This is a genomic window from Bordetella flabilis, from assembly GCF_001676725.1.
GTDB classification, from domain to species: Bacteria; Pseudomonadota; Gammaproteobacteria; order Burkholderiales; family Burkholderiaceae_B; genus Bordetella_C; species Bordetella_C flabilis.
In genome coordinates this window covers 2,088,337-2,114,627 of sequence record NZ_CP016172.1, presented here as the reverse complement: position 1 = coordinate 2,114,627, position 26,291 = coordinate 2,088,337, and the positions used below count along the sequence as shown (strand labels likewise).

Genomic DNA, 26,291 nt, shown 5'->3' with positions numbered 1-26,291 from the left:
CGCGGCATGGGCCAACAGGTGTTGCCTATCTCTGCCTTGGCGCGGCCCCTGGATAAAAAAAGGCGCGCAACGCACGCCGGGGCCGGCCCCCGTCACTATAATTTCGCGATTCCGCGTGGGGGCTTGCTTACGCCGCCTTCGCTTTCCGCTCCTTTCCGGCCCTTTGCGCATCATGCCCGACCTGGATCAAGACACCGTCTCCGCCCTCGAAGCTCCCGGGTTCGCCCCCGCGCAGTTCGTACGTTGGTTCCGCGAAGTCGCGCCCTACGTGCATGCATTCCGCGGCAAGACCTTCGTGGTGGCCTTCGGCGGCGAGCTGGTGCAGGCCGGCGCGCTCAATGCGCTGGTGCAGGACCTGTCGCTGCTGTCCGCGCTGGGCATACGGCTGGTGCTGGTGCACGGGTCGCGCCCGCAAGTCAACGAACAACTGCGCCTGAAGGGCTTTACGCATCAGTTCGACCGCGGCCTTTCGCCCACGGATGCGGCGTCGCTGGAATGCGCCAAGGAAGCAGCTGGCGAAATTCGCCTGGACATCGAGGCGGCGTTCAGCCAGGGCCTGCCCAACACCCCCATGTCGCATTCGCAGATCCGCGTCATTTCGGGCAATTTCGTCACGGCGCGGCCGACCGGCGTCATCGACGGGGTCGACTACAAGCATACGGGCCACGTGCGCAAGATCGACGTGGACGCCATGCGCTTCGCCATGGAGAAAGGTTCCGTGGTGCTGCTTTCGCCGCTGGGGTTTTCGCCGACCGGCGATGCGTTCAACCTGGCCATGGAAGACCTGGCGACCGCCGTGGCCGTGGCGCTGCGCGCGGAAAAGCTGATTTTTCTTTCGGCCACCGAGGGCGTGCGCAACGAAGACGGCAGCATCGATACGGAACTGGCGCGGGTCGATGCCGACGCGCTGCTGGCCCGGGGCGTGCTGGACGAGGACACCGCGCTATTCGTGCAATACGCGTCGCTGGCCGTCAAGCGCGGCGTGGCCCGCGCGCACGTGGTGCCCTTCAACCTGGACGGCAGCGTCCTGCTGGAGATATTCACCCACGACGGCGTGGGCACCATGGTGGTCGAGGACACGCTGGACGACCTGCGCCCGGCATCCGTGGACGATGTGGGCGCCATCCTGAGCCTGATCGAGCCGCTGGAAGCCGACGGCACGCTGGTACCGCGCGGACGCAGCGTGATCGAACGCGATGTGGAGAACTTCACCGTCCTGGAACACGACGGCGTGATCTACGGTTGCGCGGCCCTGCATCCCTACCTGCACGAGCAGATGGCGGAGATGGCCTGCCTGATCGTGCACCCGGAATGGCAGGGCTCGGGCGAAGGCGAACTGCTGCTGCGCCACATGGAGTCGCGGGCGCGCGCCCTGGGCGCCAAGCGCCTGTTCGTGCTGACCACGCGCACTTCGCACTGGTTCATGAAACGCGGCTTCACGCAGGGCGGCGTCACCGACCTGCCGCGCGAAAAGCAGCAGCACTACAACCGCTCGCGCAACAGCCTGGTGTTCATCAAGCGGCTGTAGAGCACGCCGCGCCGGCCGGCGGGTCTTTCGGAAGGGTTGGCGGGTCTTTCGGTAAAATCGACGATCCCATCCTAATCCGGCAGTGCCACCATGACTCGTACCGTTCATTGCGTAAAACTCAAGCGCGAAGCCGAAGGGCTCGATTTCCCGCCCTACCCCGGCGAACTGGGCCAGCGCATCTGGCAACAGGTTTCCAAGGAGGCCTGGGAAGAATGGAAAGGCGTGCAGACCCGGTTGGTCAACGAGAACCGGCTGAACCTGGCGGACTCGCGCGCCCGCAAGTACCTGCAGCAGCAGATGGAACGCTTCCTATTCGAAGACGGCAGCGTGGAGGCCCAGGGCTTCGTCCCGCCGTCGGCCTGACAAGCCAAGGTGGCGCCGGACGTATCGGCGTCACCGGCGTCCTTGCCGTCCGTGGTGCCTGCCAGGTGCCTCGCGCCTGATGCAAAGCGGCCCGGTAGCCCCGCCCGACCCGTCGGGAAGGGTGGGCTGCCGGGCCTTTACCATGACGAGGGTCCCCGCCATGCGGACCTTCGCGATTCAGCGCATTGCCGGCGACGCTGCACTGCCGCGATTCGGCCATGGTACCGCCGCCACCGTCATCGGGACGCGACCGCCCGAAACAGCGGGGCTAGGTCGTTTCGGTATTTTCTTCTTCGCCCCGGGCCTGCCGTTCGGCATTCTTGGCGCCCGTATGCCGCACATCCGCCCCGCGCACCATGTAGATGACGCGCTCGGACATATTCTTGGCGTGGTCGCCGATACGTTCCAGGGCCCGCGCGATGAAGATCAGGTCGATGGAGGGCGAAATCGTGCGCGGATCCTCGATCATGAAAGAGATGAACTGGCGCAACGCCGCCTTCCACTCTTTATCGACTTCCTTGTCGCTGCGCACGACCTGAGCGGCCTGCACAGGATCCAGCCGGGCGAAGGCGTCGAGCGACTGGCGCAGCATGGCCAGCACGCGATTTGCCATGTGACGCAGGTCGACCGTCGGCGTGGCGCGGATTTCGGCTTCATGGATGCGGCGCGCGACCGTCGCCACCTTTTCCGCCTCGTCGCCGGAGCGCTCCATGTCGGTCAACATCTTGGAGACCGCCAGCAGCATGCGCAGGTCGATCGCGGTGGGCTGGTGGCGCGCCAGGATGTAGCTGATACGCTGGTCGATATCGACCTCGTAGCGGTTCACGTCCTTTTCGCGCTCGCGTACCTTGTCGACGAGGTTTAGGTCGCCGTTGGTCAAGGCGTCTATGGAATCCTGGATCATGGCTTCCACCACGCCGCCCATGGCCAGGAATTGCGAACGGACGCCTTCCAGGTCGGCATCGAACTGCTTGTTTGTGTGCTCGGTCATCCGGGCTCCCTGCGGGGTTGTCGATGTTCCCATTGCCGTGCGCCTCCAAGAAATGCCATCGTGGAAATCCCGAGGCCGCATCGACCCGCAAGGTTATGACTTCCACATGACAGGATTATGAACTGCGTCAGCCCGCGCGTTCCAGCCGTCGTATGCCCTGAGCCGTTGCCAACAGCGCGACATCCGCGCCGGGTTGGGTGAACAGCCCGCAGGTGACGACGCCGGCCAGGTTGTTGATGCGCAATTCAAGCGCCGGCGCGTCGGTAATGCTGAGTCCCGCAACGTCGAGGATGACATTGCCGTTGTCGGTGATGAAGCCGTCGCGCAATACCGGGCGTCCCCCAAGGGCGACGAGCTGGCGTGCGATGGCCGCGCGTGCCATGGGAATCACTTCCACCGGCAGCGGGAAGGTGCCCAGGCGCTCGACCAGCTTGGATCCGTCGGCAATGCAGATGAAGCGGTCGGCGACGGAAGCGACGATCTTTTCGCGCGTGTGCGCGCCGCCGCCGCCTTTGATCATGTGCAGGCGGGCGTCGATTTCGTCGGCGCCGTCGACGTAGATCGGCATACGCTCGACGTCGTTCAGGTCCAGGACCGGGATGCCATGCGCGGCCAGGCGCGCCGCGCTGCGCTCCGAACTGGCCACGGTCCCGCGCAGGCGCCCGCGGAAGCGCGCCAGTCCGTCGATGAACAGGTCCGCGGTCGAGCCGGTGCCGACTCCGATGATGACGTCCGGACCGGCGACTTCCTCGACGATTTCCAGGGCCGCCGACGCGGCCTGCTGCTTGAGTTCTTGCTGAGTGGGCATGGCGGGACTCGACAGGTACGTAAAGCGCAGCAATTTAGCAGATCGCGGGCCAGGCACGCGGCAGCAGCGCATCCGCGTCGGCCAGGCCCAGGTTCTCTCCGCACACGCCCGCGCGCTCGGTCAGGCGTGTCCGCACGTAGGCGTCGCCCACGGCATGCGGCGCATGTTGCAGCAACAGCGCGGCCTGCCAGAGCCGCGCCAGGCCCGCGGTCAGGGCGCGCGCCTGCTCGGGCTGTTCCACCGCCCGATCGATGGCGCGCCACCAGGCCTGCAGGGCCGCCGCATACGCCGCGTTGCCGCTGGCCGCCGGGCGCAACTCCGCCATCAGGGCCTCGCGCGCACCCGGTTCGCGCTGCAAGGCGCGCGGCACATCGAGCGCCATGATGTTGCCCGACCCTTCCCATATGGAATTGACGGGCGCCTCGCGGTACAGCCGCGGCATCGGGCCATCTTCCACATAGCCATTGCCGCCGCAGACTTCCATTGCCTCGGCCAGCATCGGGATGGCGCGTTTGCACACCCAGAGCTTGGCGGCGGGCGTTCCCAGGCGCGCCAGGATCCGGGCCGCCGTGCCCTGGCGCTCGTCCATCGCCCGCGCCAGACGCAGGCACAGCGCCAGCGCGGCCTCGCTCTCCAGGGCCAGGTCGGCCAGCACGACGCGCATCAGGGGCTGCGCGAGCAGGGGCTTGCCGAAGGCGTGGCGGTGGGATGCGTGGTGCATGGCCTGCACCAGGCCCTGCCGCAGCAGGGCCGCGCTGGCCGTCGCGCAGTCCAGCCGCGTGATGGCGGCCATTTCGAGGAGGCATGCCAGCCCGCGGCCCGGTTCCTGCACCATGACGCCCCAGGCTTCCTCGAACTCCACTTCCGCGCTGGCGTTGCTGCGATTGCCCAGCTTGTCCTTGAGGCGCCGCAGGCGGATCGCGTTGCGTCCGTGTTCGGGTATCCATCGGGGCACGAAAAAACAGCCGGGCCCCTCGTCGGTGCGGGCCAGCACCAGATGCGCGTCGGCGTGCGGAACGGAATAGAACCATTTGTGGCCGGTCAGCAGATAGGGCTGGCCGCGGCCGGGCGTGCCCACGGGACGCGCCTCGGTGGCGACGGCGCGCAAGTCGGAGCCGCCCTGCTTTTCCGTCAGGCCCATGCCCAGCAGAACCCCCTGCTTGCGCTCGACAGGCGCATCCGCGGGGTCGTAGCGTCGCGCGTGCAGCCGCGGCAGCCAGTCCCGGGCGAAATCCAGCGCGCCGGCCGGTTCGCCGTGCAATAACGGCACGGCCGCGAACGTCATGGTGGCGGGACACAAGGTACCGGCTTCCACCTGGCCCTGCATCAGATAGGCCGCGGCCCGTGCCACGTGCGCGCCTGGGCGGGTGTCCTCCCACGCCGCGCTGTGCAGGCCGCGTTCGACGATGCCGCCCAGCAGCAGGTGCCAGGCGGGATGGAAGTCCACCCGGTCGATGCGATGGCCGGTGGCATCGTAGGCAGCCAGCGCCGGCGGATGGCGGTTCGCCTGGGCCGCGGCATGCTGCACGGCCTCCCTGCCCAGCCACGTGCCGTGCTCGTGCAAGGACTCCTGGTGCACGGCCGCGCCCTCGCGCACGACCCCTTCGCGCAGCACCGCATCGGTGTCATACAGGCAGTAGTCCCAAAGCGGCGGGACCTGGTTCACGACCTGGTGCGTCACGAACGTAGGCATGGCGTCTCCCGGCAAGCGCTCGCCTCATGCTACGCCGATTGCGCATCCTCGTCGTCATCCGCGGGCGGCAGCGGCGCCGGGACGCCGGTGTCCTCGGGCAGCGCTTCCACGGCTTTCAGGCTGCGCAACATGGCGCGCGTGCGGACCTCCGTCTGGCCGATCTTCGAGCTGGCCGTGTCCAGGGTCCGCTTGACGCCGGCCAGCGCCTCGCCGAAGCGGCCGAACTCCGTCTTGACGGCGCGCAACACCTGCCAGACCTCGGATGAGCGCCGCTCGATGGCCAGGGTGCGGAAGCCCATCTGCAGGCTGTTCAACAAGGCCGCCAGGTTGGCCGGACCGCTCACGTTCACGCGCAGCTGATGCAGCTTGTCGAGCAAGCCCGGGCGGCGCAGCACTTCCGCGTACAGCCCTTCCGTCGGCAGGAACATGATGGCGAAGTCGGTGGTGTGCGGCGGTGCGATGTACTTGGCGGCGATGCTGCGCGCCTGCAGCTCGACCGCGCGCGCCAGCGCCGCGCCGGCCGCCCTGGCCCCTTCGGCGTCCGCGGCCTGTTCCGCATCCACCAGGCGTTCGTACTCTTCCTTGGGGAACTTGGCGTCCAGCGGCAGCCAGACCGGAGCGCCGCCGTCCTCGCGTCCGGGCAGCCGGATGGCGAATTCGACGACGGCGTCGCTGCCTGGCACCGGCTTGATGTTGCGGCCGTACTGCTCCGGCGTCATGGTGTCTTCGAGCAGCCGCGCCAGTTGCACCTCGCCCCAGGTGCCACGTGACTTGACGTTGGTCAACACCCGTTTCAGGTCGCCCACGCCGGAAGCCAGTGTCTGCATTTCGCCCAGGCCCTTGTGCACTGCTTCCAGCCGCTCCGACACCAGCTTGAACGATTCCCCCAGGCGCTGCTCCAGGGTCGCGTGCAACTTTTCGTCCACGGTGCGCCGCATCTCGTCCAGCTTGCCGGCGTTGTCGGCTTGCAGCGCCTGCAGGCGCTGGTCGACGGTGTGCCGCACTTCCTGCATGCGGCGGTCGTTCATCTCGACCAGCCGCTGGACCTGCTCGCCGAAGGTGGTGCTGAATCGACCCAGCGACTCCGCCGACTCGGTCCGGGCCGCCGCCGCATCCCGCGCCAGCGCGCCGCGCAGGTCCTCCAGATGGCTGGCCAGTTCGCCGCGCAGGCCGCGCATCGAGTCGGCGAACTCCGTGCGCAAGCCGCGCTGGCTTTCCGCCAGCTCGGCGCGTAATTCGCGCGCGACGCGGTCCTGATCGGCCAGCACCGCCTGCATGCGGACCTCCTGGACGGCGGACCGCCGAGCGCCCCGCAGCAAACCCAGCAAGGCGGCAACGGCCGCCACCAAGGCGGCCAGTGCCGCCACCCACAGGAGCGGAACCGCTCCGTCGCTTCCTAGCAACACATCTTCTCCCAGCCATGTGGCGGCATTGTAGGGTGTACGCCACAGTACCGTAGCGTTTTGCTTCTCTGCCCTCGCTTTACCGGTCACACTTACGAAAACATCGAATTTTCGTCATATCACTGTGGCAGTTACAAAAAAAACCAGAAACGCCACAATAAACATCGGCGTTCCCATGAGCATTGTTCCCCAGGCGGTCCGGCGCGAAGCGGCGTCCATATCGCTCTTCGCCACCCCCGAGGCGCTGGAGCCGTCGCCGGCGCATGCCCCGTTGGCCGCCCTGGATCTGAGCAATCTGCGCCCCATCGCCGCCGGCAACGACCGCGTGGTCTACCAGCATCCGCATGAAGCAAGCTTGCTCGTCAAAGTGGTCGATGAGGACGAATGGGACGCCTACATGCGCAGCAAACCGCTGCGCCGCTGGCGCAAGCGTTTCCAGCGCGAAGGCGCTTACCGCAACCATATCGCCGAACTGGCGGAATACGCCGCGGCCCAGAACGCTGCAGCCGGCCGCTGGAAGGTGCCCATGGCCCGCGTGCTCGGCATGGTGCAGACCTCGCACGGGCTGGGATTGCTGGTGGAGAAGATCACCGACGGCGAGGACGGCCTGGCGCCCACGGTCGAACAGATCGTGCGGGACAAAGGCCTGGATGAGGCGCTGGCGCGTGAACTGGACTACTTCTTCGACGCCCTGGCGGACCACCATATCATCCTGAACGACGTCTCGGCGCGCAATGTCGTGGTGGGCGCCAACGCCGACGGTGAAATGGGCTTGTACCTGATCGACGGCTTCGGCTCGAAACAGGCCATCCCGGTATTTGCCTGGAGCAAGGCCTTGAACCGTCGCCGTATCCAGCGCAAGTACCAGGCGATGCTGACCAAACTGCGCGCCCGCAGCCGGGCCGCCAGCGCAAGCAACGAAATGGAGCAAGGGAAAGAGCGCGAAGCGCCGAGCTACGCCGGAAAGGGTCAGGCCCCGGGGGCCTGACCCTTGCAAGGCCGGCCCTGCCGCGTGATCCAGTCGTAGTCCCGCCCCGCCACCTGCCCCCGGCGCAGGGGATTGCGGGTGCAGAACGGCGCATAAGCGGGATCCACGAAGCGGTACGGCAGATGTGCGTCGCGGCCCTCCGGTATACCCAGCCGGACAGTGCGGATCAGCGGGGACGGCCGTGCGCCGATATCCTCGACAAAAAAGGTGGCCGCGTCGAAACGCCGCCCATCCCACTCCGGCACTTTCAATCCCAATGAACGGCACACCAGTGTCTGGCCGGCGCACAGCCGCTGCGGCGGCCGGCTGCGGCCCTGCGCGTCCGGGTTCAGGGCCTGCATGCGCGCCAGGGCGTCTTCGCCCGAAACGGCATCCACCCAGGGATGGGCGGACTTGACCAGCACCGCGTTGCCGGGCCCGCCCGCGCTGATATTGAGCGAATCGCCGCCGCGCGCGTAATACATATAGATCGCGCCACCGTCCATGAACAGGGCGCGCCGCTTGTGGGTGTAGCCCAGCGACGCGTGGCTGCCCTTGTCATGAAGGTAATAGGCCTCGGTCTCGATGATGCGCGCCGACAGCCACATCCCATCGAGGCGCCGGCGCAGCACCATGCCGATAAGCTCGCGCGCCACCTGTTGAGCGTCGCGGTCGAAAAACGTATCGGGCAGCATCCGGGACGCGGCCTCAGGCAAAGCGTTCGGCGTAGCGCTTTTCCGAGAATCCGACGGCCACGGCGCCATCGGGCGTCACCGTGACGGGACGCCGCACCAGGGCGGGGTATTCGGCGATGAGCGCCTGCCATTGGGCGTCGGACGCCGCGGCCTTGCGGACCTCAGGCAAGGCGCGCCATGTCATCGATGTGCGGTTGACCAGTTTCTCCCAGCCGCCCAACTGATCCGCCCATGACTTGAGCGTTGCCGCCGGTACGGGCTCGTCCCGGTAATCGACGAAGGCGTGCTTCACGCCATGCTCGTCCAGCCATGCGCGCGCCTTGGCGCACGTGCTGCATTGCTTCAAGCCATACAGTACGGTCCCCGTCATGCCGTCTCCTTGCGACGCTGCAGATGATTGGCCACGACCACGCACACGCCCACCGTGACGATGAACAGGGCGGCCAGCGCATTGACCTCGGGCTTGAGGCCCAGCCGCACGCGCGAAAAAACCTCCAGCGGCAAGGTCGTATACCCCGGTCCCGACAGGAAGGACGACAGGATCACGTCGTCCAGCGACAGCGTGAACGACAGCAGCCAGGCCGAGGCGAGCGCCGGGGCGATGAGCGGCAGCGTCACGGCGAAGAACACCTTCAGCGGCGTGGCGCCCAGGTCCAGGGCCGCCTCTTCCAGGGAGCGGTCCAGGTCGCGCACGCGCGACTGGATGATGACCGCGACGAAGGCCATGCAGAAGGTGGTGTGCCCCACCCAGATGGTGAAGATGCCGTTCTCGGGCCAACCCAGCGTCGTGCGGACCTCGACGAACATGAGCAGCAGCGAGATACCGATCACGACTTCCGGAATGACGAGCGGCGCGCTCAGCATGCCGATATAGAGCGAGAAGCCGCGGAAACGCCCCATGCGCGCCAGCACGTAGCCGGCCCAGGTGCCCATGATGGTGGCCGCCGTCGCGGCCAGCGCGGCCACGCGGAAGGACAGCCAGGCGGCGCTGAGCAGCGCGTCGTCCTGCAACAGCGCGCCATACCACTTGAACGAGAAGCCGGACCACGACGTGACCAGCGGCGAATCGTTGAAGGAAAAGACGACCAGGCTGAGGATGGGTATGTACAGGAAGGCGAAGCCCACGCCCAGTGCCAGCGCGCGCATGCCGCGATGCGGTCCTTTCATAGCTTGCCCTCGCGCATCAGCCGCACCTGCTTGACCTGGTTGTACTGGAACAGGGCCAGGGGCACGAGCAGCAGCAGCACCATGACGCAGGTCACGGCCGAGGCCATGGGCCAGTCGGCATTGTTGAAGAACTCGCTCCACATGACGCGACCCATCATCAGCGTATCGGCGCCGCCCAGCATTTCGGGAATCACGTATTCCCCCACCGCCGGGATGAACACCAGCATGGCGCCCGCGATGACGCCGGGGCGCGACAAGGGGACCGTAATCTGCCAGAACGCCTGCCACGGCCGGGCGCCCAGGTCGTAGGCGGCCTCCAGCAGCCGCAAGTCCAGCTTCACCAGGTTGGCGTACAGCGGCAAAATGAAAAACGGCAGATAGGAATAGACCATGCCGATGTAGACGGCCAGGTCGGTCCGGTAGATTTCCAGCGGTTGCGAGATGATGCCCAGCGAGATCAGGAACTTATTGAGCAGGCCATCGTTGCGCAGGATGCCGACCCAGGCGTAGACGCGCAGCAGCAGCGAGGTCCAGAACGGCAGGATGACGCCCAGCAGCAGGATGTTGCGCGTCGCCGGGGCGGACCGCGCGATGTAGTACGCCATGGGATAGCCGATCAGGATGCAGCACAGCGTACTGATGGCGGCGATCTTGACCGAACTCAGGTAGGTCGCCAGGTACAGGCTGTCCGTGAACAGCAGCGCATAGCCGCGCAGGTGCAGGCTGAAGCTGAGCGCCTCATCCTTGAAGGCGAGCAGCGGCGTGTACGGCGGAATGCCGAATTGCAGGTCGGCGAAGCTGATCTTCAGGACCAGCAGGAAAGGCAGCAGCAGGAATAGCGCCAGCCACGCGAAGGGCGGCACGATGGCCAGCGTGCGCGCGGCCGGCAACAGGCGACGCAGCAGCGAGATGTTCATGAAGGCAGCACCGTCGCGCTGTCGGCGTCCCAGCTTACGTAGACTTCCTCCTGCACGCCCGCCGCGTCGTTCTGCGCCAGCACGCGGCGCGGCACGCTGGCCTGCACCGTCATCCCCGAATCGAGGCGGATATGGTAGAGCGCGTAGCTGCCCATCCAGGCCATGTGCATCACCGCGCCATGGGCCCAGTTATGCGGCACATCCGGCTGCTCGCGGCTTACCACGATGCGCTCCGGACGGATGGACACATGCACCTGCATGCCGAGCGGCTCGCTCACCCCATGGCTGACATACAGGGGCCGCGACATCTGCTCGCTTTCGATGGCGACGTGGTCCGGCTCGTCCACCACGATGGTGCCGGTGAACAGGTTGGTGCTGCCGATGAACCCCGCCACGAAGCGGGAGCTGGGAAACTCATAGACGTCCTGCGGCGTCCCGCACTGCACGATCTGCCCTTCCGTCATCACGGCCAGGCGGTGCGCCATGGTCATGGCTTCTTCCTGGTCATGGGTCACCATGATGCAGGTGACGCCTACCTGCTCCAGGATGCGCACCAGCTCGATCTGGGTATTCTGGCGGATCTGCTTGTCCAGGGCCGACATGGGTTCGTCCAGCAGAAGCAGCTTGGGGCGCTTGACCAGGCTGCGCGCCAGGGCCACCCGTTGCTGCTGGCCGCCGGAAAGCTGGTGCGGCTTGCGGCGCGAATAGCCGGCCATCTGGACCAGGTTCAGCGCCTCGAAAACCCTGTCGTGGATTTCGGCGCGGTCCACGCCTTCCTGCTTCAGGCCGAAGGCGACATTGGCCTCCACCGACATATGCGGGAACAGCGCATACGACTGGAACATCATATTGACGGGCCGCCGGTACGGCGGCATATCGGTGATGTCTTCGCCATCCAGCAGGATCTGCCCGGAGGTGACTTCCTCGAACCCGGCCAGCATGCGCAGCAGGGTCGACTTGCCGCAGCCGGAGCTGCCCAGCAGGGCGAAGATCTCGTTGCGGCGCACCGACAGGTTCACCGAGCGCACCGCGACCGTGTCGCCGAAGATCTTCACCAGTTCAGAGACGCGAACGAACTCGTCGGCGTCCGTCGCGTGCGGGGCCGCGTAGCGCGTGTCATTCATGATGTTTACCGCCCGGACTTCAGTTCAGCCCACATGCGCGTCTGCAATCGCAGGATGTTCACCGGTTGCGGCTTGATCACATAAAGCGTCTTCGCGACGTCGGCCGGGGGGTAGATCATCGGATTCTCCGCCACCGCCTTGACCACGTACTTGCGCGCCTCTTTATTGGCATTGGGATAGAACATCTTGTTCGTGATCGCGGCGTGCACCTGCGGCGTCTCGATGTAATTGATGAACGCCATGGCGTTATCGGGATGCGGCGCGTCCTTGGGCACGGCCATGACGTCGAACCACGCCGGCGCGCCACCCTGCGGAATGAAATAGTTGATCTCGAAGGGCTGCTTGGCCTGCTGCGCACGATCGCGGGCGATCATGACGTCGCCCGAAAAGCCATACACCATGCACAGGTCGCCCACCGCCAGTTCGTCGATATAGCCGGACGAGCTGAATTGCCGGATATAGGGCCGGATTTTCTTCAGGACCTCCAGGGCGGCCTTGTAGTCGTCCGGATTGGAGCTGTTGGGATCCTTGCCCAGGTAGTGCAGCACCGCGGGAAACACCTGCGCGGCCTCGTCCAGCATCGAGATGCCGCAGTCCTTGAGCTTGGCGGCGTTTTCCGGCTTGAACAGCATGTCCCAGCTATCCAGCGGCGCGTCCTTGCCCATGACGGCCTGGACCCTGGTGACGTTGTAGCCCAGCCCGTTGGTGCCGTAGCCCCAGGGGATGAAGTATTCATTGCCGGGGTCCACCTGGGCGACGAGTTTCATCACATCGGGATCCAGGTAGCGGACGTTGGGTATCTTCGACTTGTCCAGCTTCTGGAACAAGCCGCCCTGCAATTGGCGCGCGGCATAGTGCGTGGAGGGCACCACCACGTCGTAACCCGACTTGCCGGTCAAAAGCTTGGCCTGCAAGGTATCGTTGTTGTCGTAGGTGTCGTAGCGCACCTTGATGCCGGTTTCCCGCTCGAAACCGGGAATGGTGTCCGGCGCCGTGTATTCGGCCCAGTTGTAGACGTTGACGACCTTTTCCTGCGCCGTGGCCGCGGACACCGCCACCAGCGACAGCAGGGCGCCTGCCGCCAGACGCACACCCGCGTTGATACCCATATCCCAGAGCCCCTTGCCGAGAAAGTTTACGTTGATGGATTCTTCGCCGGGCGCTGGCCAGGCCGTCGACACACGCGTGGCGGACCGCCCTGCCCGGCCCCGCGGCCGCGGCGAGCGGGGCCCGCCGCGCGCAAAGGCAAAATGATAATGCGTTTTGCGGGCAGCGTCAGGCAGGCGCGCGGGCCATGCTTTGCCGATACGCCTGGTCCAGCTTTTCGAAAAAGCCCAGGCCGGCCGGCCCGGCCACCTTTTCCAGCGAACGGCGCAGGCGCTCCAGGTTGCGACGCTGGCCCCGTACCGATACCCCGCCCTGGCGCCCGCGGTCGAAGTCGATGATCCAGGCCTTGCCGCGCGCGTCCACCAGGATGTTGTACGCGTTCAGGTCGGCATGCCAGACACCGGCCTGGTGCATGCGGGCGATCGCCTGGGCCGCCTCGCCCCAGACCGGCTCGTCCAGCAGGCGCGCCAGCGGCTGCACGTCCGGCAGGCGCTGCACCAGGATGGCCGCCTCGTAGCCCAGGCCGACGCGCCAGTACGCCGCGGCCAGCGGCGCCGGCACCGGCAGCCCTTGCGCATACAGGGATTCCAACAGCTGGAATTCCATGAAGGACCGGGTGCGGGCCTCGCCCAGCCAGACGTAGCGGCGCTGGCTCAGGCGGGCCACCATGCCGCCGCGCCGGTAGTGGCGCAGCACCCCGTGGCCGTAATCGCCTTCGACAAACCAGGCCGCCTGCCGGCCGCCGGCCTGCACCGGCGCGGCGCGCTCACCGTAATGCCGTGGGTCGAACAGCGCCGGATCGGCATGCGGAACCCGCAGGAAGTCGTAGCACATCGCGCCGCGCCGGGCGCCGCTCAACGCCAGGCGGCGGACCTCAGCCTGCACGATTGCGCATCCAGTCCGCCGTGCCGTAGAAGGCGTGCAGCAGGCGGTCGGCCAGCGGAGCGGGGACATTCAGGTCCTGCATCGCCCGGCCCATGCAGGCGACCCACTGGTCCCGTTCGGCCTCGCCGATCGAAAATGGCAGATGGCGAGCCCGCAGGCGCGGATGGCCATAGCGTTGCACGTAATGGTCGGGTCCGCCGAAATAGCCGCACAGGAACAGGAACAGTTTCTCGCGCGCCGAGTCCAGGCTAGGGCCGTGCGCGGCGCGCAGGGCCGACAGATCGACCTCCATATCCATCAGGTCGTAGAACCGCTCCACCAGCGCGCGGACGCCGGGTTCGCCGCCGAGTTGCTCGAACACGGTGCGGGTGTGGTCCAGGGGTTCGAAAACGGGTTCGACCCGCGTGGTGGTTGTCATATTGCTTCTCTCAGGGTGACCAGCGGCGGCGTGCGCAGTACGCCGCGCAATGCCAGCGCGCCGCCGGCCCACGCGCCGAGCATGCCGGCCAGAGTGCCGGCCAGCCAGGGCCACAAGCTGAATGTGATGTCGAAATCGAAGACCTGGCGCGACAGCGCCCAGGCCACCGCGCTGGCGCCCGCCGCGCCGAGCAGGCCGGCCAGGCCGCCGACCGCCAGCAGTTCGACGCGCTGGGCACGCGCGAGTTGCGCCCGGGTGGCGCCTAGCGCGCGCAGCACGGCGGCTTCCCGCACGCGTTCGTCGCGCGTCGCGGCCAGCGCGGCGGTCAACACCAGCACGCCCGCGGCCAGGGTAAAGCCGAACAGCAGCTGCACCGCCTGGACCACCTGGTCCAGCACGCCCTGCAATTGCCTCAGGATGGCCTGGACATCGAATACGGTCAGGTTGGGGAAGCGCTGCACCAGGCGCGGCAGCAGCTCGGCCTGGCTGGCCGGCAGATGAAAAGAGGTGATCCAGCTTTGCGGGGCGCTGGCCAGCACGCCGGGCGACAGCATGGCGAAGAAGTTCGCCCGCATGGTGTCCCAGTCCACGCCGCGCAGGCTGGTGACCGTGACATCGACGGTCTGCCCGGCGATATCGAAGGTCAGCTTATCGCCCATGTTCAGGCCGAGCGTGCGGGATATCCCGGACTCCATCGACACCTCGCGTGAATCCGGAGCCATCCAGCGCCCGGCCTCCAGGGTGTTGTACGAAGGCATGCGGTCGCTGTACGACAGGTTGAACTCGCGGTCGACCAGGCGCCGGGCGCGGTCATCGGTATAGTCGGCCGCCGAGACGGCGCGGCCGTTCACGGCCACAAGGCGCCCGCGGATCATCGGGAACAAGGTCACGTCGCCGACGCCGGCGTCCCGCAGCGCGGCGGCCACCGCCTCGCGCTGGTCCGGCTGGATATTGATCAGGAAGCGATTCGGCGCATCGGGCGGCAGGGTACGCTGCCAGCCGGCGATGAGGTCGGTGCGGGTCATGGTGAGCAGCAGCAGCGCCATCAGGCCGATGGCCAGCGCGCAGACCTGGGTGATGGTGGCGGCACGGCGCCGCACCACCCCGGCCAGTGCGAAGCGCAGCGCCGGCATGCCGGACGCCGCGCGCCGCAGCCGCGCCAGCACCTGCACGCACAGCCAGGCCACCAGGGCGAAGGCCGCGAAGGCGCCCATGAAACCGCCCGCGATCACGGCGCCCAGGCGGATGTCGCCGGCAAACCACCATATCAGCAGGGCGAAACCGGCGGCGCCGACGGCATAGCCGAGCGCACTGCCCATGCGCGCGCCGGTCAGGTCACGGCGCAGGACGCGCGCGGGCGGCACGTGGCGCAATTGCGCCAGGGAAGGCAGGGCAAAGCCCAGCAACAGCCAGATCCCGGTGGCCAGTCCTTGAGCGGCCGGCACCACGGAGGGCTGCGGCAAGGCGGTATCCAGCATGGCGCCCAGCATGGTGACGAGCCCGAGGTGGACGACATACCCCACCAGCCCGCCGATGGCGGAGCCCGCCAGCCCGACCAGCGCAAACTCGACCGTCAGCAGCCTGGCGATCTGCCCTTGCGTGGCGCCCAGACAGCGCATGACCGCAATGCCGTCGCGGTGGCGCAGCATGAAGCGGCTGGCGGCCAGCGCCACGGCAACGGCAGAAATCAGCACGGCCAGTAGCGCCACCAGCGAAAGAAAGCGCTGCGCGCGGTCGAGAACCCGGCGAATCTCCGGACGCCCCGACTCCACCGTCGCGATCTTCTGTCCGCGTTGCAGATTGGCCTGCAGCCAGGCCGAATACCCCGCGACGGCACGGGCATCGCCGGCGGCCAGCAGTCCATAGTCGATGCGGCTGCCGGGCGCCAGCAAACCGGTGGACGGCAGATCGTCGGCCCGCATCAGCACGCGCGGGGCCAGGTTGACGAATTGCATGCCGCGGTCCGGCTCATACGTCACGACACGCGCGATACGGAAGCGGGCGTCGCCCAGCCCCACCATGTCGCCCACGCGCGCACCGAGGGCGGAGAGCAGTTGCGGATCCACCCAGACCGTGCCGGGCGCCGGGATGTCGCGTGTGGCGGCCTCCTGGCCGGCGGGCTGCATGGCCGTGCGCAGGCTGCCGCGCAGGGGATAGCCCGGCTCCACGGCCTTGAGCGACACCAGTTGCGAAGCCTGGCCGGCCGAAGCCATGGAGGGAAACTGGAAGGTATGGACGAGCGTGAGTCCGCCATCCAGCGCCTGGCGCTCGAAGGCCGGCGGGATCGGCTCGTCGGCATCCAGCACGACGTCGGCGCCCAGCATCTGGGCCGCGTTGCGCTCCAGCGCGCGCCCGACGCGATCGGCCAGAAAGCCGACGCTGGTCACGGCGGCGACCGCGACGACCAGCGCGATCAGCAGCAGGCGCAGCTCCCCTGCCCGCGCGTCGCGCAGCAGCGTGCGCAGGCCGAGCCGGAAACCGTGCATGAGCCCCGTCGAGGCGGGCGTGGAGGCGGGAGCGTTGAGCCGCGCGGCGGCGGAGGTATCGTGCATGGCCTTATCGTAACCTGACTGACGTCCGGCACCGCCCGCCGAAAGGGCCCTGGACGGCCTGGTACGCGTTATCGCGCGGCACGCCGGGCCATCCCGTCCACCGCGGTCAGCGCGGACTGCACGCTGCCCTCCATCCACCCCGGCAGGTGGCTGAGATGCTCCCCGGCGAAATAGCAAGGGCCTTGCGGCGCGATCAGTGTTTCATAGGCTGCTCCCATGGGTTCATGCCAGTCGGCCCACCCGCCCTGGCTGTAGGGCAGCTTGTGCCACGCCACCGAGACCGGGTGGGAGAGCTTGCCGGACTGCCCAGGATGCAGGCGGTCGACCGAACGGCGCGACGCCGCCTGCTGGGCCGGCAGGCTCAGGTCGGCGTAGCGGACGGCGGGCGGGCCATGGGTGTAGCCACCGACCAGCAGGCCGCGCGGCGCGAAAAAGCCGCTGCTGGGATACCAGACCAGGCTGGTGTCGTCGTCCAGGAAGGAAATTCCGCCGTAGATGTCGAAGTCTTCCTCCCAGAAGCGCGGCGACTGCCACCCGATCTTGAAGACGGGGCGATAGGACACGGAAGCAGCGGCATCCAGGAAGGCGCGCGGCAGGTTGTTGGCGATACGCAGCAGCGCCGGCAACTGGCAGGTCATGATCGCGTAGTCCGCGCTCAGGCGGGCCGGCGCGCGATCCGATCCCCGGCGGTAGGTCACCTGCACACCCCGGTCCGCGATGTGGATGTCGGTGACCGGCGCCTGGCGTATCACGCGATCACCCAGCACACGGGCGAAGGCCGTGGAGATCGCATCCATGCCGCCCACCGGCTGCATCATGGTGGGCTGGTACTCCAGATGCTCGTCGTACCACAGCGGATACCACAGGCGATGGTCCAGCAGCACACGGAAATCCAGCGTCTTGCGCAGCGTACCGCTGACATCTCCCGCCGCCGGGCTGACCGCATAGCCGGAGCGGCGCGACCCCGCATAGCGGTGGTCGCGCGTCAGGTCGCCGAAATCGCGCAGCAGCCCCAGCAGCTTTTCGCTGTCGCCGGCGTCCAGCCGGGCGTCCAGGGCGCCCTGCTGCGCGCACTTGGCGAGCATTTCGGACAGATAACCGCGCGCGTCGCCTTGCAACTGGCCCACGGTATAACGGCGGTCCTCCCCCTTGTCGTTGACGACGGCCAGGGCGCTGCGCGAGATCAGCGAGACGATTTCCATGGGCACGCCGAGCTCGCGGCAATAACCCAGCAGCGCGCGGTGCGTGCTCGGAATACGCGCCGCGCCGGCATTGAAGTAGAGGTCTGGCGCATAGTCGACGTGCTGCACGGTGCCGTCGGCGTAACGCACCGTATCGCCAGCCCGCAGCGTCAGGATGCGGCCGCCGACGCGGTCGCCGGCTTCGAGGACGGTGACCGCGAACCCCATGCGCGTCAATTCGTAGGCCGCCACCATGCCGGCGATACCGGCGCCCACAATGACCACCGAGCGGCCTTTGCCCAGATCGGCGGGCGCCTGCCGCAGCCTGCCGCGCAGCAAGGCCGGCTCGGCAGTCGTGGCCGGCGGCACCAGGGTGTGCGCGGCGGCCAGGGCCGCCGTCGGGCCCGCCACCGCGGCCAGTCCCAGAATAAACGCCCGTCTGCTCAGTTCCATTCCATCCTCTCGACGGTGGGAATCCAGGGGCGACCGTCCGGTCGGCGGTCGTCCGCAACTCGTCCGTACTTCGGCCCTGCCCCGGCCGTACGCCATGGATACGTAGGCCGGTATCGCGTTCGTGACGGTGGGCCGCGCCGCCGGCTAATGCCGCAGGCACACCACGCGGTCGCCCGAGGCCTGGTGCACCATGACGTCCATTTCGACGTCATAGATCGCCTGCAGCGTCGCGGGCGTCAGAATCTGCTCGCGGTTGCCCGCCGCGACGATGCTGCCCTGTCGCAGGGCGATGATGTCGTCGCAATAGCGTCCCGCCATGTAGATATCGTGCAGGATGATGACGACGCCGACCCCCTGCGTGCGCGTCAACTGGCGCAACAGTCCCAGCATGTCCACCTGATGGCGTATATCGAGCGCCGAGGTGGGCTCGTCCAGGACGAGGATATGCGCCTGCTGCGCCACCAGCATCGCCAGCCACACCCGCTGCCGTTCACCTCCGGATAGCGTGTCCACCAGTCGCGTGGCGAGTCCGGCCACGTCGGTAGTGGCCATGGCATGCCGGACCTGGTCGCGGTCCACTTCGGTGGGCGACCGGAAGGCGCCCAGCCACGGATACCGGCCCAGGCCGACCAGTTCTTCCACCGTCATGCCCGCCGCCGCGGGAATGTGCTGCGGCAGATAGGCGACTTCGCGCGCGAACTGCCGCGCGCCGATTCGCTCCGCCGGCGCGCCGCGCAGCAGCACCTGGCCCGTCGTAGGCGCGAGCTGCCGTGCCAGTATCCTGCCCAGCGTGGATTTTCCGGAGCCGTTATGGCCGATGACGCCCAGCATGCGGCCCGGCGGAATCGCCAGGTTCAGCGGTTGCAGGATCGCCCTGCCGTCCGCCTGGAAGCCGGTGTCGCGCAAGGCCAGCAGCGGCGCCGCGCCGGCGCTGAGCCCGGCCGCATCGTCCGGTTCAGCGGCCTGCGGCGGCAGGCCGGCGCGTGAGCGCATCGCCCCGCTCATGGCCGTCCCGCCGTGGCTTGGCGGGGCGCCTCGGCATGGGTCTCCACGCTGACGATGCGGCCGTTGGACATGTGCGCGACGCGGTCCGCGACATGGAAGTAGCGGTCGTCGTGCGAAATGACGATCAGCGTCCTGCCATCGCGCTTCAGATCGGGCAGGATCTCCGTATAGAACACGCGGCGGAAAGCCGGGTCCTGGTCGGCCGCCCATTCGTCGAAGACCAGCACCGGCCGCTTGTCCAGATAGGCATGGACCAGGGCCAAGCGCTTGCGCTGCCCGGTGGACAGGTCGGTGGTGGAGAATCTGCCGTCGGTGACGGATACCTTGTGGCCCAGTTCCAGCCTTTCCAGGTAGACCGCCGCCTCGGCCGCTTGCGTGGGGCCCACCAGCACGTCGTCGAACAGGTAGTAGTCGGCGAACACCGTGCTGAACAGCTGGCGATAGTCATCGCGGTTGTCGGCGACCACGGGCTGGCCATCGAGCAGGATGATGCCTTCCTGCGGTTCGTACAGGCCCAGCAGCAGCTTGATGAGCGTGGTCTTGCCGCTGCCGTTCTCGCCGACCAGGAAGAACATTTCCCCTTCCTCGATGCGCAGATCGATGGGGCCCAGGTTGAACATGCTGGCGCCCTGGTCCGTGGGATAGCCATAGCGCACGCCGCGCAGCTCGATGGAGCCGGGGCGCCGAGGCGCGGCCGGCGCCGGCACGGCGAACAGGCTGGATTCCGGATTGGAGAACCGCAGCGACAGTTCGGCGACGCGGCGGATGGCGACCTGGGTCTGCCCCAGCAGCGGCAAGGCGCTGATCAACTGCGTCAGCGGCCCCTTTACATACAGCAGCACGATCACGAAGCCGGACAGCACCGGCGCGGGCGTGGACAGGTTGTACTGCAGCGCCAGCACGACGCCGATGACGATGAAGAACAAGGCCGAGCCGAAGGCATTGGCCGACATGAAGACCCGCATGGCGCGCACGCGCAGGTCGCGGATGCGCTCGATGGTGCCGCGCAGGTGCGCGTCGCGCAGCGTGCGGCGGCGATCGCGGTTGATGCGCAGCTCCTTGGCGCCCTCCGTGATGGCACGGTAGTGGCGCTGCAGTTCGTCCTGCGCCTCGCGCGCCGCCTCGAAGCCCTTGCGGCCGCGCTGCCGGGCGACGGCATGGGCCCAGCTGCCCAGTGCGATGGCGGCCGCGGCCAGCAGGCTGAGTACCGGCGACAGCACCGCCAGATAGGCAAAGCAGCCGACCGTGATGGCGATGGCGATGGCCAGGCCGGAGAAGCCGAAGGTGAAGGTGCTGATCGTGTCGATATCCTGGTTCAGCGTCGTGGTGATGCGATGCACGCGGTAGCGTTCGATCTCGGCGATGGGCGCGGACAGGATTTTTTCGGAAAGGTCCTTGCGCAGCTTGGCCACCACGTTCTGGCCGACGAAGCTGTTGCCCAGGTCGGAGGCGATTTCGCCGGCGATGGTCACCACGCAAAGCCCGGCGAACAACCATAGCAGGCCCACCGTGGCGCCTTGCGGCGCATGCAGGGCGCGGTTCACCGTGGCCAGCAGCCAGGCGGTGGACAGGCCGCTGGCCGCGCCCATGGCGGTGGCCAGCAGGGCCACCTTCCAGAAGGGCCTGAGCAGGCGCATGGCTTCTCGCAGCAGCGAGGCCGGCCGCGGGGCGGAGGCCGCGGGCTTGAAGGCGTTCATTTGCTTCTCCACAAAAACCAAAGGAAGACGGGGCCGCCCGCCAGCATGGCGACGAGTCCGGCCGGGATCTGCCACGGAAAAACGGCGATGCGGCCAACCCAGTCGGCCAGCACCATGATGGCGGCCCCGACCAGCACCGAGCCGGCCAAGGCGGCGCCCGGCCGTTGCAATCCCAATCCCCGCACGATGTGCGGCGCCAGCAGCCCCACGAAGCTGAGCGGCCCCACCTGGATGGTGGCGCTTGCCGTCAGCACCGCGATGATGACCAGAAAGTAAAGGCGCGCGATGAGAACGTCGACGCCCAGCGCCCTCGCCCCTTCGGTGCCCAGCGGAAGTATCGCCAGCCAGCGTCGCCCGGCCAGCGCGCCGATGCAGGCGAGCGCCAGTATCGCCGAACCGGGCAGGATGCTGGCGCTGGTGGCACGGTAGGTCGAGCCGGACATCCATGTCAGCAGGGCCGCCGCGCGTGGATCGCCGCTGGTCAGCAGGAAGGCGGCGCAGGCGCTGAACAACGTGGACAAGGCGACGCCCGCCAGCAACAGCCGCTCGGGAGAAAACCCGGCACGCCAGTTCAGCGCCACGACCGCCGCCAGCGTCGCCAGCGCCCCCGCGCTGGCCGCAGCCAGCATGCCGGGCGCGCCCAGGTCCGCCGTCAGCAGCAAGGTCGCGATGACGCCGAGCGAGGCGCCCGAGGAAATGCCCAGCACCTCCGGACTGGCCAGCGGGTTGCCGGTGAGCCGCTGCAGCAGCATGCCGGCCGCGGCCAGCATGGCGCCGGCCAGCGCGGCGGCCGCGACGCGCGGCAGGCGCCAGTCGCGTATCGTGCTCCACCCGGTGTCCGCGAAGTCCGTCCAGCCATGCATGTCGCGCCCCAACCCCAGCGCGCCCAGCACGCTGGCCAGGCATACCAGGCCGCACAGCAGCAGTACGGTATGGTTGCGCAGGCCGCGTTGCAGCACCACGCCGTGCGCGCCATCGGCCACCGCGCCGGGCGCCGGTCGCGTTCCCAGGCCGCCGCGCTGGCGCATCAGCAGCCACAGCAGGATGGGCGCGCCGACCACGGCGCAGGCGCTGCCCGTCGGTATGGCGGCCCCCGCGCGGCCGAGGGTCTGGACCACCTGGTCCGTGGTCCACAGCAGCAGCGCGCCCAGCAGTGGCGCGGCGATCATGCGCTGCGCCAGCGTGCGCGCGCCCAGCATGCGGGCCAGGTGCGGGGCCATCAAGCCGATGAAGCCGATGACGCCGACCCAGGCAACGGCCACCGCGCTGAAGGCGACGCCCAGGGCGATGGCGGCCATGCGCACCCGGGAGACATGCACGCCCAGCGATGCCGCGCGCGCGTCGTCCAGCGTGAGCATGTTCAGCGGCCGTGCCAGCCAGCCCGCCCCGATCGCCAGGATCGCGCACTGCGGCAGCATGCGCGCTGCTTTCTGCCATCCGTTCTGCACCAGCGAGCCCGTCTGCCAGACGAACAGCCCGCTCAGGTATTCGTGGTTCATCACCGTCAGCGCGGAGGCGGCGGCGCCGCAGAACAGCGAAACGATGAGCCCGGCCAGGATGATGTGGATGGTGGAGAACTGCGAGCGGCGCGCCACCGTCATCACGAGCGCGCAGGCCGCGATGCCGCCGGCCAGCGCCACCGCCTCGGCGCTCCATCCCAGCAGCGAGGGCGCGTACAGGGTCGCCGCCGCCAGGGCCAGGTAGGCGCCGGATGACACGCCGATGGTCGCGGGGTCGGCCAGGGGATTGCGCAGCCCCTGCTGAAACAGCAGGCCCGCCAGGCCGAGCGCGCTGCCCACCAGCCAGCTGATCGCGATGCGCGGCAAGGCCACCTGGGTGAAGACCAGCGCCTGCACCGTGTCCGGGGCGCGGCCATGCAGGATGGCTGCCCAGTGCGACAGCGGCGCGATCCCGGTCAGCGTATGCACGGTAAAGACGACGGCCATGGCCAGCAAGGCGGCCACGGCGGTCCAGCGGATGGGCCGCGACACGGCCGAGAACGGAAGCAGCGTGGCGTGTCCCATGCGCTTATCCGTCCACGCCGGTCCGGATGTCGGCGGCCGCGGTCCGGTCCAGGCGGGCGCCGCCAGAGGTGGCGCGCCGCACCTCGGCATCCGTCAACGTTTCGCCGCCCGCCATGTTGCCGTCCGTCATTGCGGCGGCCAGCAAGCGCGCGCAGCGCGCCGCGGACGGCAAGCCGCCCAGGGCATAGAACGAGGGAATCATGATGGCGCGTCCGGCGGCGACGGCAGGCAATCCGCGCCACAACGTACTGTCGCGCAGCGAGGCCAGCGCGCGTTGCGTGCGCGCGCCCTGGTCCAGGTACAGGATGGCGGCCTCGGCATCGGCGGCCAGCGCCGGTATGCCCACCAGGCTGTTTCCGTAGAACGTCGTGGCGGCCGTCCAGGCATTGCGCAGTCCCAGTTTGCCGATGACCGTGTCCACCCAGCTGCCGCGGCCATACACATAGGCCTGCGCGCCGTTCTCGTGGAGCACGGCAACGTACACCGGGCGATGCACCCCGGCTGCGGCCAGCAGGCCGCGCCGGGCATCCAGCTGCGCGTCGAAATCGGAAAGGCGGCTGCGCGCCAATGGCTCGCGGCCGCACGCGCGGCCCGCTTGCAGCAGCAATTCGCGCATGCCCGTGTAGGGATCGCCGCGCGCATCGAAGAGTTTGGCGATGTCGGTGTGCGCGATGCGGCGGAACAGCGGCAGCATGCCGGCCTGCCAACTGGAGATGAAGATGCGATCCGGCTTCAGGGTGGACAGCACTTCCAGGTTGGGCTCGGTGCGCGCGCCCAGGTCGGCGGTACCCGCCGGCAGCGCGGGGTCGGGCAGCCATAGGCGGTACACATCGAGTTCGGGCACGGCGATGGGCATGGTGTCCAGCAGCGCGAGGCTTTCGGCCGCCGCCCAGTCCGTGCAGGCGATGCGTGGCGCCGCCGCCCGCGCGCGGCCGGACAGGGCGAGCGCAAGTCCCGTCCCCAGTCCCAGGCAAAAGCCGCGGCGGTTGGTCATGCCTGTGCGTCGCCTAGAAATCCACCGTCGCGGACATCATGTAGGTCCGCGCGTTGCCGCGCGCCAGGCCGTAGTTGGTGGAGGCCCCGGCCCAATAGTCCTTGTTGAAGAGGTTCTCCACGCCGGCGCGCAGCGTGACCTCCTTGTCGAGCACGCGCGTGCGGTAGCGTACGCCCAGGTCGACCCGGTCCCAGCTGGGAATTTTCTGTGTGTTGGTGGGGTTGTAGTACTGCGACGAGGTGTAGATGTAGCGCGCCGACACCGTCAGTCCCTGCACATACGGGAGGTCCCATTCGGCGCCCAGGTTCAGCAGCGTGTCGGGCACGCCCACGGCCTTGTTGCCGTCGTTCACTCCGCCGGCGGTCTTGGTCAGTTCGCCGTCGATGAAGGACACGCCGCCCAGCAGGCGCACGCCGCGCATGACTTCGCCGTAGGTGTTGATTTCCACGCCCCGGTTGCGCTGTTCGCCATCCATGGCGAAGGTATTGTTGGCCGGATTGACGAAGCCGGTGGGCTGCTTGATCTCGAAGTACGCGATCGATGCGCCGAAGCCATCGAACTCCGTCTTGGCGCCCACCTCGTACTGCTTGGACTTGATCGGCGCGAAGACCGTGCCCGCATTCGCGGCGGAGGCCGGCGCGCTGGGGCCCTGGCTCAGGCCCTGGATGTAATTGGCGTACAGCGACACATGCTGCCAGGGCTTGACCAGGATGGCGAAGGCCGGCGTGTACGCGTCTTCGTCATAGGAAGTCGTCTTGTTGCCGGTCACGGCGCTGTAGTTGTCGACCTTCACTTCCTGGTGCCGCACGCCGGCCGTGAACTGCACGCGGTCGTCCAGCGCCGATATGGTGTCGGCGATGGCGACACTGTTCAGGCGGCTGACCGAGGTTTTGGGCGCCGAGCTGGAGAAACCCGACAGGTTGGGCTTGGCGACGGAGGCCGGATCGTAAAGATTGGACCGGTACGTGGATATCACGGGGGCGAGCACGCCGGATTCGGTTTCGAGCGTGGACGCCGAAAGGTCGATGGTATGGCGTAGCGGGCCAGTGTTCAGCCGGCCGGTCAGGCCGCCCAGGAAGGTCGTGGTGTCCGCATAGGTGGGCTGGTAGTACTGGTTGGCGCGGAAATCGCCCGCGTTGTTCTGCAGGTAGATGAAGTTGTACAGGCCCAGGAAGTCGTTGTGCCGGCCGCCCGCCACCGCGTAGGCGGTCAGGTTGTCGGTCAGGTCGACTTCACCGCGCACCATGCCGAAGGTGTCTTCGGACTTGGCGTAATACCAGGATTGGCCCAGGTTCAGGTCCCCGGCCGGCGCATGCGGAATCTTGAAATTGGGATTATCGGTGTAGATGGGGCGCGTGGGATTGTCCGAGCGCATGTTCTGGTAACCCACGTCGGTGGAGATGCGCACGCGGTCGCTGCGGTAGTCCAGGCCCAACGAGGCGAAGCCCACGCGCTGCTGCTGGCTGTCCACCGCCGTGTCGCCGTCGCGATACGCGGCGTTGAAGCGGATGCCGAACTGGTTGTTGTCGCCCAGGCGCCGGCCGACGTCGATGGCGGTGCCGAATTGCCCGTCCGACCAGTAGCTGGTGGTCAACCGCGTGATGGGCGTGTCGGTGGCCCGCTTGGTGACCAGGTTGACGGTGCCGCCCACCGCGCCCGAAGGGGCCATTCCGTAGAGCAGCGCGCTCGGGCCGCGCAGTATCTCCACGCGCTCGACCATTTCCAGTCCGCCGGTCAATTGCGGCGGGACGATGCCGTAGACGCCATTGATGGCGATATCCTGCGCCTGCACGGGAAAGCCGCGGATAGTCATCTGCGTGCTGTAGCTGCCGTCCGCCCAGATCGTCCGCACCGACGCGTCGTTCTTGACCACATCGCTGACGCTGCGCGCCTGCTGGTCCTGGATGGTCTGCGACGTGTAGCTGGTCAGGCTGAAGGGCGTGTCCATGATGTCGCGGTTGCCCAGCAGGCCCAGGCCGCCGCCGCGCGCCACCTGCCCTCCCGCGAACGGGGCGGGCAAGTCGCCGCGCAGCGTTTCGGCGGCGCCGGTGACCCTCACGGTGGGCAGGGTCGTGATGCCGTTTTGCTGCGCGGGGGGCGAGCCCGCATTGACGGCGCCGGGTTGCGGTGCGATGGTGGTGCCGGATTGCGCTGAAGTCTGCGCATGGATCTCGGGACTCCAGCAGGCGGACAAGGCCAGGGCGAGTCCGGTGCGGGTCAACATGCGGCGTGCTTGCGGGGCGGACATGGCCTTTCAGGCTCCTTGTGTGGCGCGCGGATCGAAACCACGACGCCGTTGGTAGTGAAAATGCGAATTGT

General features: G+C 67.9%; 22 protein-coding genes. 3 read left to right on the top strand and 19 right to left on the bottom strand.

Annotated features, from left to right (window positions below; translation table 11 throughout):
• The first annotated feature begins 172 nt into the window (after positions 1–172).
• Both argA and BAU07_RS09215 read left to right on the top strand, forming a co-directional pair.
• The gene (gene argA / locus BAU07_RS09220; protein WP_066656457.1) at positions 173–1,528 is read left to right on the top strand and encodes an amino-acid N-acetyltransferase; all 1,356 of its coding nucleotides are present in this window, start codon (positions 173–175) and stop codon (positions 1,526–1,528) included.
• Positions 1,529–1,618: 90 nt separating this feature from the next.
• A complete protein-coding gene (locus tag BAU07_RS09215) occupies positions 1,619–1,891 on the top strand; it encodes an oxidative damage protection protein (RefSeq protein WP_066656455.1) in 273 nt (90 codons plus the stop codon).
• Between the two features lie 268 nt (positions 1,892–2,159).
• Here BAU07_RS09215 and phoU read toward each other — a convergent pair whose 3' ends face one another.
• From phoU to BAU07_RS09195, 4 genes are all read right to left on the bottom strand, one after another.
• Entirely contained in the window at positions 2,160–2,882 is a 723-nt protein-coding gene (gene phoU, locus BAU07_RS09210; RefSeq protein WP_066656445.1) for a phosphate signaling complex protein PhoU, read from the bottom strand.
• 127 nt (positions 2,883–3,009) lie between these two features.
• Positions 3,010–3,690: a ribose-5-phosphate isomerase RpiA gene (gene rpiA, locus BAU07_RS09205; RefSeq protein ID WP_066656442.1), complete on the bottom strand. Its 681-nt coding sequence runs from the start codon at positions 3,688–3,690 to the stop codon at positions 3,010–3,012.
• A gap of 34 nt (positions 3,691–3,724) precedes the next feature.
• Positions 3,725–5,383: an isovaleryl-CoA dehydrogenase gene (locus BAU07_RS09200; protein ID WP_066656439.1), complete on the bottom strand. Its 1,659-nt coding sequence runs from the start codon at positions 5,381–5,383 to the stop codon at positions 3,725–3,727.
• A gap of 29 nt (positions 5,384–5,412) precedes the next feature.
• On the bottom strand, positions 5,413–6,789 hold the full coding sequence (locus BAU07_RS09195) for a DNA recombination protein RmuC (RefSeq protein WP_066656436.1): 1,377 nt from the start codon (positions 6,787–6,789) through the stop codon (positions 5,413–5,415).
• A 172-nt stretch (positions 6,790–6,961) separates the two neighbouring features.
• Here BAU07_RS09195 and BAU07_RS09190 point away from each other — a divergent pair, with 172 nt between their 5' ends.
• On the top strand, positions 6,962–7,774 hold the full coding sequence (locus BAU07_RS09190; RefSeq protein WP_066656434.1) for a YrbL family protein: 813 nt from the start codon (positions 6,962–6,964) through the stop codon (positions 7,772–7,774).
• On the opposite strand, the gene BAU07_RS09185 is transcribed toward BAU07_RS09190, so the two are convergent.
• The 15 genes from BAU07_RS09185 to BAU07_RS09115 form a co-directional block, all read right to left on the bottom strand.
• Entirely contained in the window at positions 7,756–8,448 is a 693-nt protein-coding gene (locus BAU07_RS09185; RefSeq protein ID WP_066656432.1) for a DNA-3-methyladenine glycosylase, read from the bottom strand. The two genes, BAU07_RS09190 and BAU07_RS09185, sit on opposite strands and share 19 nt — an antisense overlap.
• A gap of 13 nt (positions 8,449–8,461) precedes the next feature.
• On the bottom strand, positions 8,462–8,818 hold the full coding sequence (locus BAU07_RS09180) for a Spx/MgsR family RNA polymerase-binding regulatory protein (RefSeq protein ID WP_066656426.1): 357 nt from the start codon (positions 8,816–8,818) through the stop codon (positions 8,462–8,464).
• Positions 8,815–9,615, bottom strand: a complete 801-nt coding sequence (locus tag BAU07_RS09175) for an ABC transporter permease subunit (RefSeq protein WP_066656423.1) — start codon at positions 9,613–9,615, stop codon at positions 8,815–8,817. The genes BAU07_RS09180 and BAU07_RS09175 overlap by 4 nt, the downstream gene beginning before the upstream one ends.
• Positions 9,612–10,532: an ABC transporter permease subunit gene (locus tag BAU07_RS09170; protein WP_066656420.1), complete on the bottom strand. Its 921-nt coding sequence runs from the start codon at positions 10,530–10,532 to the stop codon at positions 9,612–9,614. Before BAU07_RS09170 ends, BAU07_RS09175 begins: the two co-directional genes overlap by 4 nt.
• Positions 10,529–11,656 (bottom strand): ABC transporter ATP-binding protein, encoded by a 1,128-nt coding sequence (locus BAU07_RS09165; RefSeq protein ID WP_066656417.1) that lies wholly within the window; start codon positions 11,654–11,656, stop codon positions 10,529–10,531. Before BAU07_RS09165 ends, BAU07_RS09170 begins: the two co-directional genes overlap by 4 nt.
• Before the next feature lie 5 nt (positions 11,657–11,661).
• Positions 11,662–12,765, bottom strand: coding sequence for a polyamine ABC transporter substrate-binding protein (locus tag BAU07_RS09160; RefSeq protein WP_066656415.1), 1,104 nt, complete (start codon positions 12,763–12,765; stop codon positions 11,662–11,664).
• Positions 12,766–12,931: 166 nt separating this feature from the next.
• Positions 12,932–13,597: a 3-deoxy-D-manno-octulosonic acid kinase gene (locus tag BAU07_RS09155; RefSeq protein WP_232338330.1), complete on the bottom strand. Its 666-nt coding sequence runs from the start codon at positions 13,595–13,597 to the stop codon at positions 12,932–12,934.
• Between the two features lie 40 nt (positions 13,598–13,637).
• Complete coding sequence (locus BAU07_RS09150; protein WP_066656413.1) at positions 13,638–14,066, bottom strand: group II truncated hemoglobin; 429 nt, start codon at positions 14,064–14,066, stop codon at positions 13,638–13,640.
• Positions 14,063–16,618: an ABC transporter permease gene (locus BAU07_RS09145; protein WP_157122146.1), complete on the bottom strand. Its 2,556-nt coding sequence runs from the start codon at positions 16,616–16,618 to the stop codon at positions 14,063–14,065. The genes BAU07_RS09150 and BAU07_RS09145 overlap by 4 nt, the downstream gene beginning before the upstream one ends.
• A gap of 68 nt (positions 16,619–16,686) precedes the next feature.
• Positions 16,687–18,252 carry a flavin monoamine oxidase family protein gene (locus tag BAU07_RS09140; protein ID WP_066656410.1) on the bottom strand — a complete coding sequence of 522 codons (1,566 nt, stop codon included), beginning with the start codon at positions 18,250–18,252 and terminating at the stop codon, positions 16,687–16,689.
• Between the two features lie 144 nt (positions 18,253–18,396).
• Positions 18,397–19,245 (bottom strand): ABC transporter ATP-binding protein, encoded by an 849-nt coding sequence (locus tag BAU07_RS09135; RefSeq protein WP_066656407.1) that lies wholly within the window; start codon positions 19,243–19,245, stop codon positions 18,397–18,399.
• Positions 19,246–19,253: 8 nt separating this feature from the next.
• Positions 19,254–20,954, bottom strand: coding sequence for a cyclic peptide export ABC transporter (locus tag BAU07_RS09130; RefSeq protein WP_066656400.1), 1,701 nt, complete (start codon positions 20,952–20,954; stop codon positions 19,254–19,256).
• Positions 20,951–22,978, bottom strand: a complete 2,028-nt coding sequence (gene fhuB, locus BAU07_RS09125; RefSeq protein ID WP_066656397.1) for a Fe(3+)-hydroxamate ABC transporter permease FhuB — start codon at positions 22,976–22,978, stop codon at positions 20,951–20,953. Before fhuB ends, BAU07_RS09130 begins: the two co-directional genes overlap by 4 nt.
• A 4-nt stretch (positions 22,979–22,982) precedes the next feature.
• A complete protein-coding gene (locus tag BAU07_RS09120; protein ID WP_066656386.1) occupies positions 22,983–23,972 on the bottom strand; it encodes an ABC transporter substrate-binding protein in 990 nt (329 codons plus the stop codon).
• A gap of 13 nt (positions 23,973–23,985) precedes the next feature.
• On the bottom strand, positions 23,986–26,220 hold the full coding sequence (locus BAU07_RS09115; protein ID WP_066656383.1) for a TonB-dependent receptor: 2,235 nt from the start codon (positions 26,218–26,220) through the stop codon (positions 23,986–23,988).
• Positions 26,221–26,291 lie beyond the last annotated feature (71 nt).

Excerpts from the sequence above, each read along its gene's own strand:
- BAU07_RS09215 (WP_066656455.1), top strand. The coding sequence starts at position 1,619 with ATGACTCGTACCGTTCATTGCGTAAAACTCAAGCGCGAAGCCGAAGGG.
- BAU07_RS09115 (WP_066656383.1), bottom strand. The coding sequence starts at position 26,220 with ATGTCCGCCCCGCAAGCACGCCGCATGTTGACCCGCACCGGACTCGCC.
- BAU07_RS09175 (WP_066656423.1), bottom strand. The coding sequence starts at position 9,615 with ATGAAAGGACCGCATCGCGGCATGCGCGCGCTGGCACTGGGCGTGGGC.
- BAU07_RS09180 (WP_066656426.1), bottom strand. The coding sequence starts at position 8,818 with ATGACGGGGACCGTACTGTATGGCTTGAAGCAATGCAGCACGTGCGCC.
- BAU07_RS09160 (WP_066656415.1), bottom strand. The coding sequence starts at position 12,765 with ATGGGTATCAACGCGGGTGTGCGTCTGGCGGCAGGCGCCCTGCTGTCG.
- BAU07_RS09130 (WP_066656400.1), bottom strand. The coding sequence starts at position 20,954 with ATGAACGCCTTCAAGCCCGCGGCCTCCGCCCCGCGGCCGGCCTCGCTG.
- fhuB (WP_066656397.1), bottom strand. The coding sequence starts at position 22,978 with ATGGGACACGCCACGCTGCTTCCGTTCTCGGCCGTGTCGCGGCCCATC.
- BAU07_RS09190 (WP_066656434.1), top strand. The coding sequence starts at position 6,962 with ATGAGCATTGTTCCCCAGGCGGTCCGGCGCGAAGCGGCGTCCATATCG.
- rpiA (WP_066656442.1), bottom strand. The coding sequence starts at position 3,690 with ATGCCCACTCAGCAAGAACTCAAGCAGCAGGCCGCGTCGGCGGCCCTG.
- BAU07_RS09155 (WP_232338330.1), bottom strand. The coding sequence starts at position 13,597 with ATGTGCTACGACTTCCTGCGGGTTCCGCATGCCGATCCGGCGCTGTTC.
- argA (WP_066656457.1), top strand. The coding sequence starts at position 173 with ATGCCCGACCTGGATCAAGACACCGTCTCCGCCCTCGAAGCTCCCGGG.
- BAU07_RS09185 (WP_066656432.1), bottom strand. The coding sequence starts at position 8,448 with ATGCTGCCCGATACGTTTTTCGACCGCGACGCTCAACAGGTGGCGCGC.
- BAU07_RS09200 (WP_066656439.1), bottom strand. The coding sequence starts at position 5,383 with ATGCCTACGTTCGTGACGCACCAGGTCGTGAACCAGGTCCCGCCGCTT.
- phoU (WP_066656445.1), bottom strand. The coding sequence starts at position 2,882 with ATGACCGAGCACACAAACAAGCAGTTCGATGCCGACCTGGAAGGCGTC.
- BAU07_RS09140 (WP_066656410.1), bottom strand. The coding sequence starts at position 18,252 with ATGGAACTGAGCAGACGGGCGTTTATTCTGGGACTGGCCGCGGTGGCG.
- BAU07_RS09145 (WP_157122146.1), bottom strand. The coding sequence starts at position 16,618 with ATGCACGATACCTCCGCCGCCGCGCGGCTCAACGCTCCCGCCTCCACG.
- BAU07_RS09165 (WP_066656417.1), bottom strand. The coding sequence starts at position 11,656 with ATGAATGACACGCGCTACGCGGCCCCGCACGCGACGGACGCCGACGAG.
- BAU07_RS09135 (WP_066656407.1), bottom strand. The coding sequence starts at position 19,245 with ATGCGCTCACGCGCCGGCCTGCCGCCGCAGGCCGCTGAACCGGACGAT.
- BAU07_RS09170 (WP_066656420.1), bottom strand. The coding sequence starts at position 10,532 with ATGAACATCTCGCTGCTGCGTCGCCTGTTGCCGGCCGCGCGCACGCTG.
- BAU07_RS09120 (WP_066656386.1), bottom strand. The coding sequence starts at position 23,972 with ATGACCAACCGCCGCGGCTTTTGCCTGGGACTGGGGACGGGACTTGCG.
- BAU07_RS09150 (WP_066656413.1), bottom strand. The coding sequence starts at position 14,066 with ATGACAACCACCACGCGGGTCGAACCCGTTTTCGAACCCCTGGACCAC.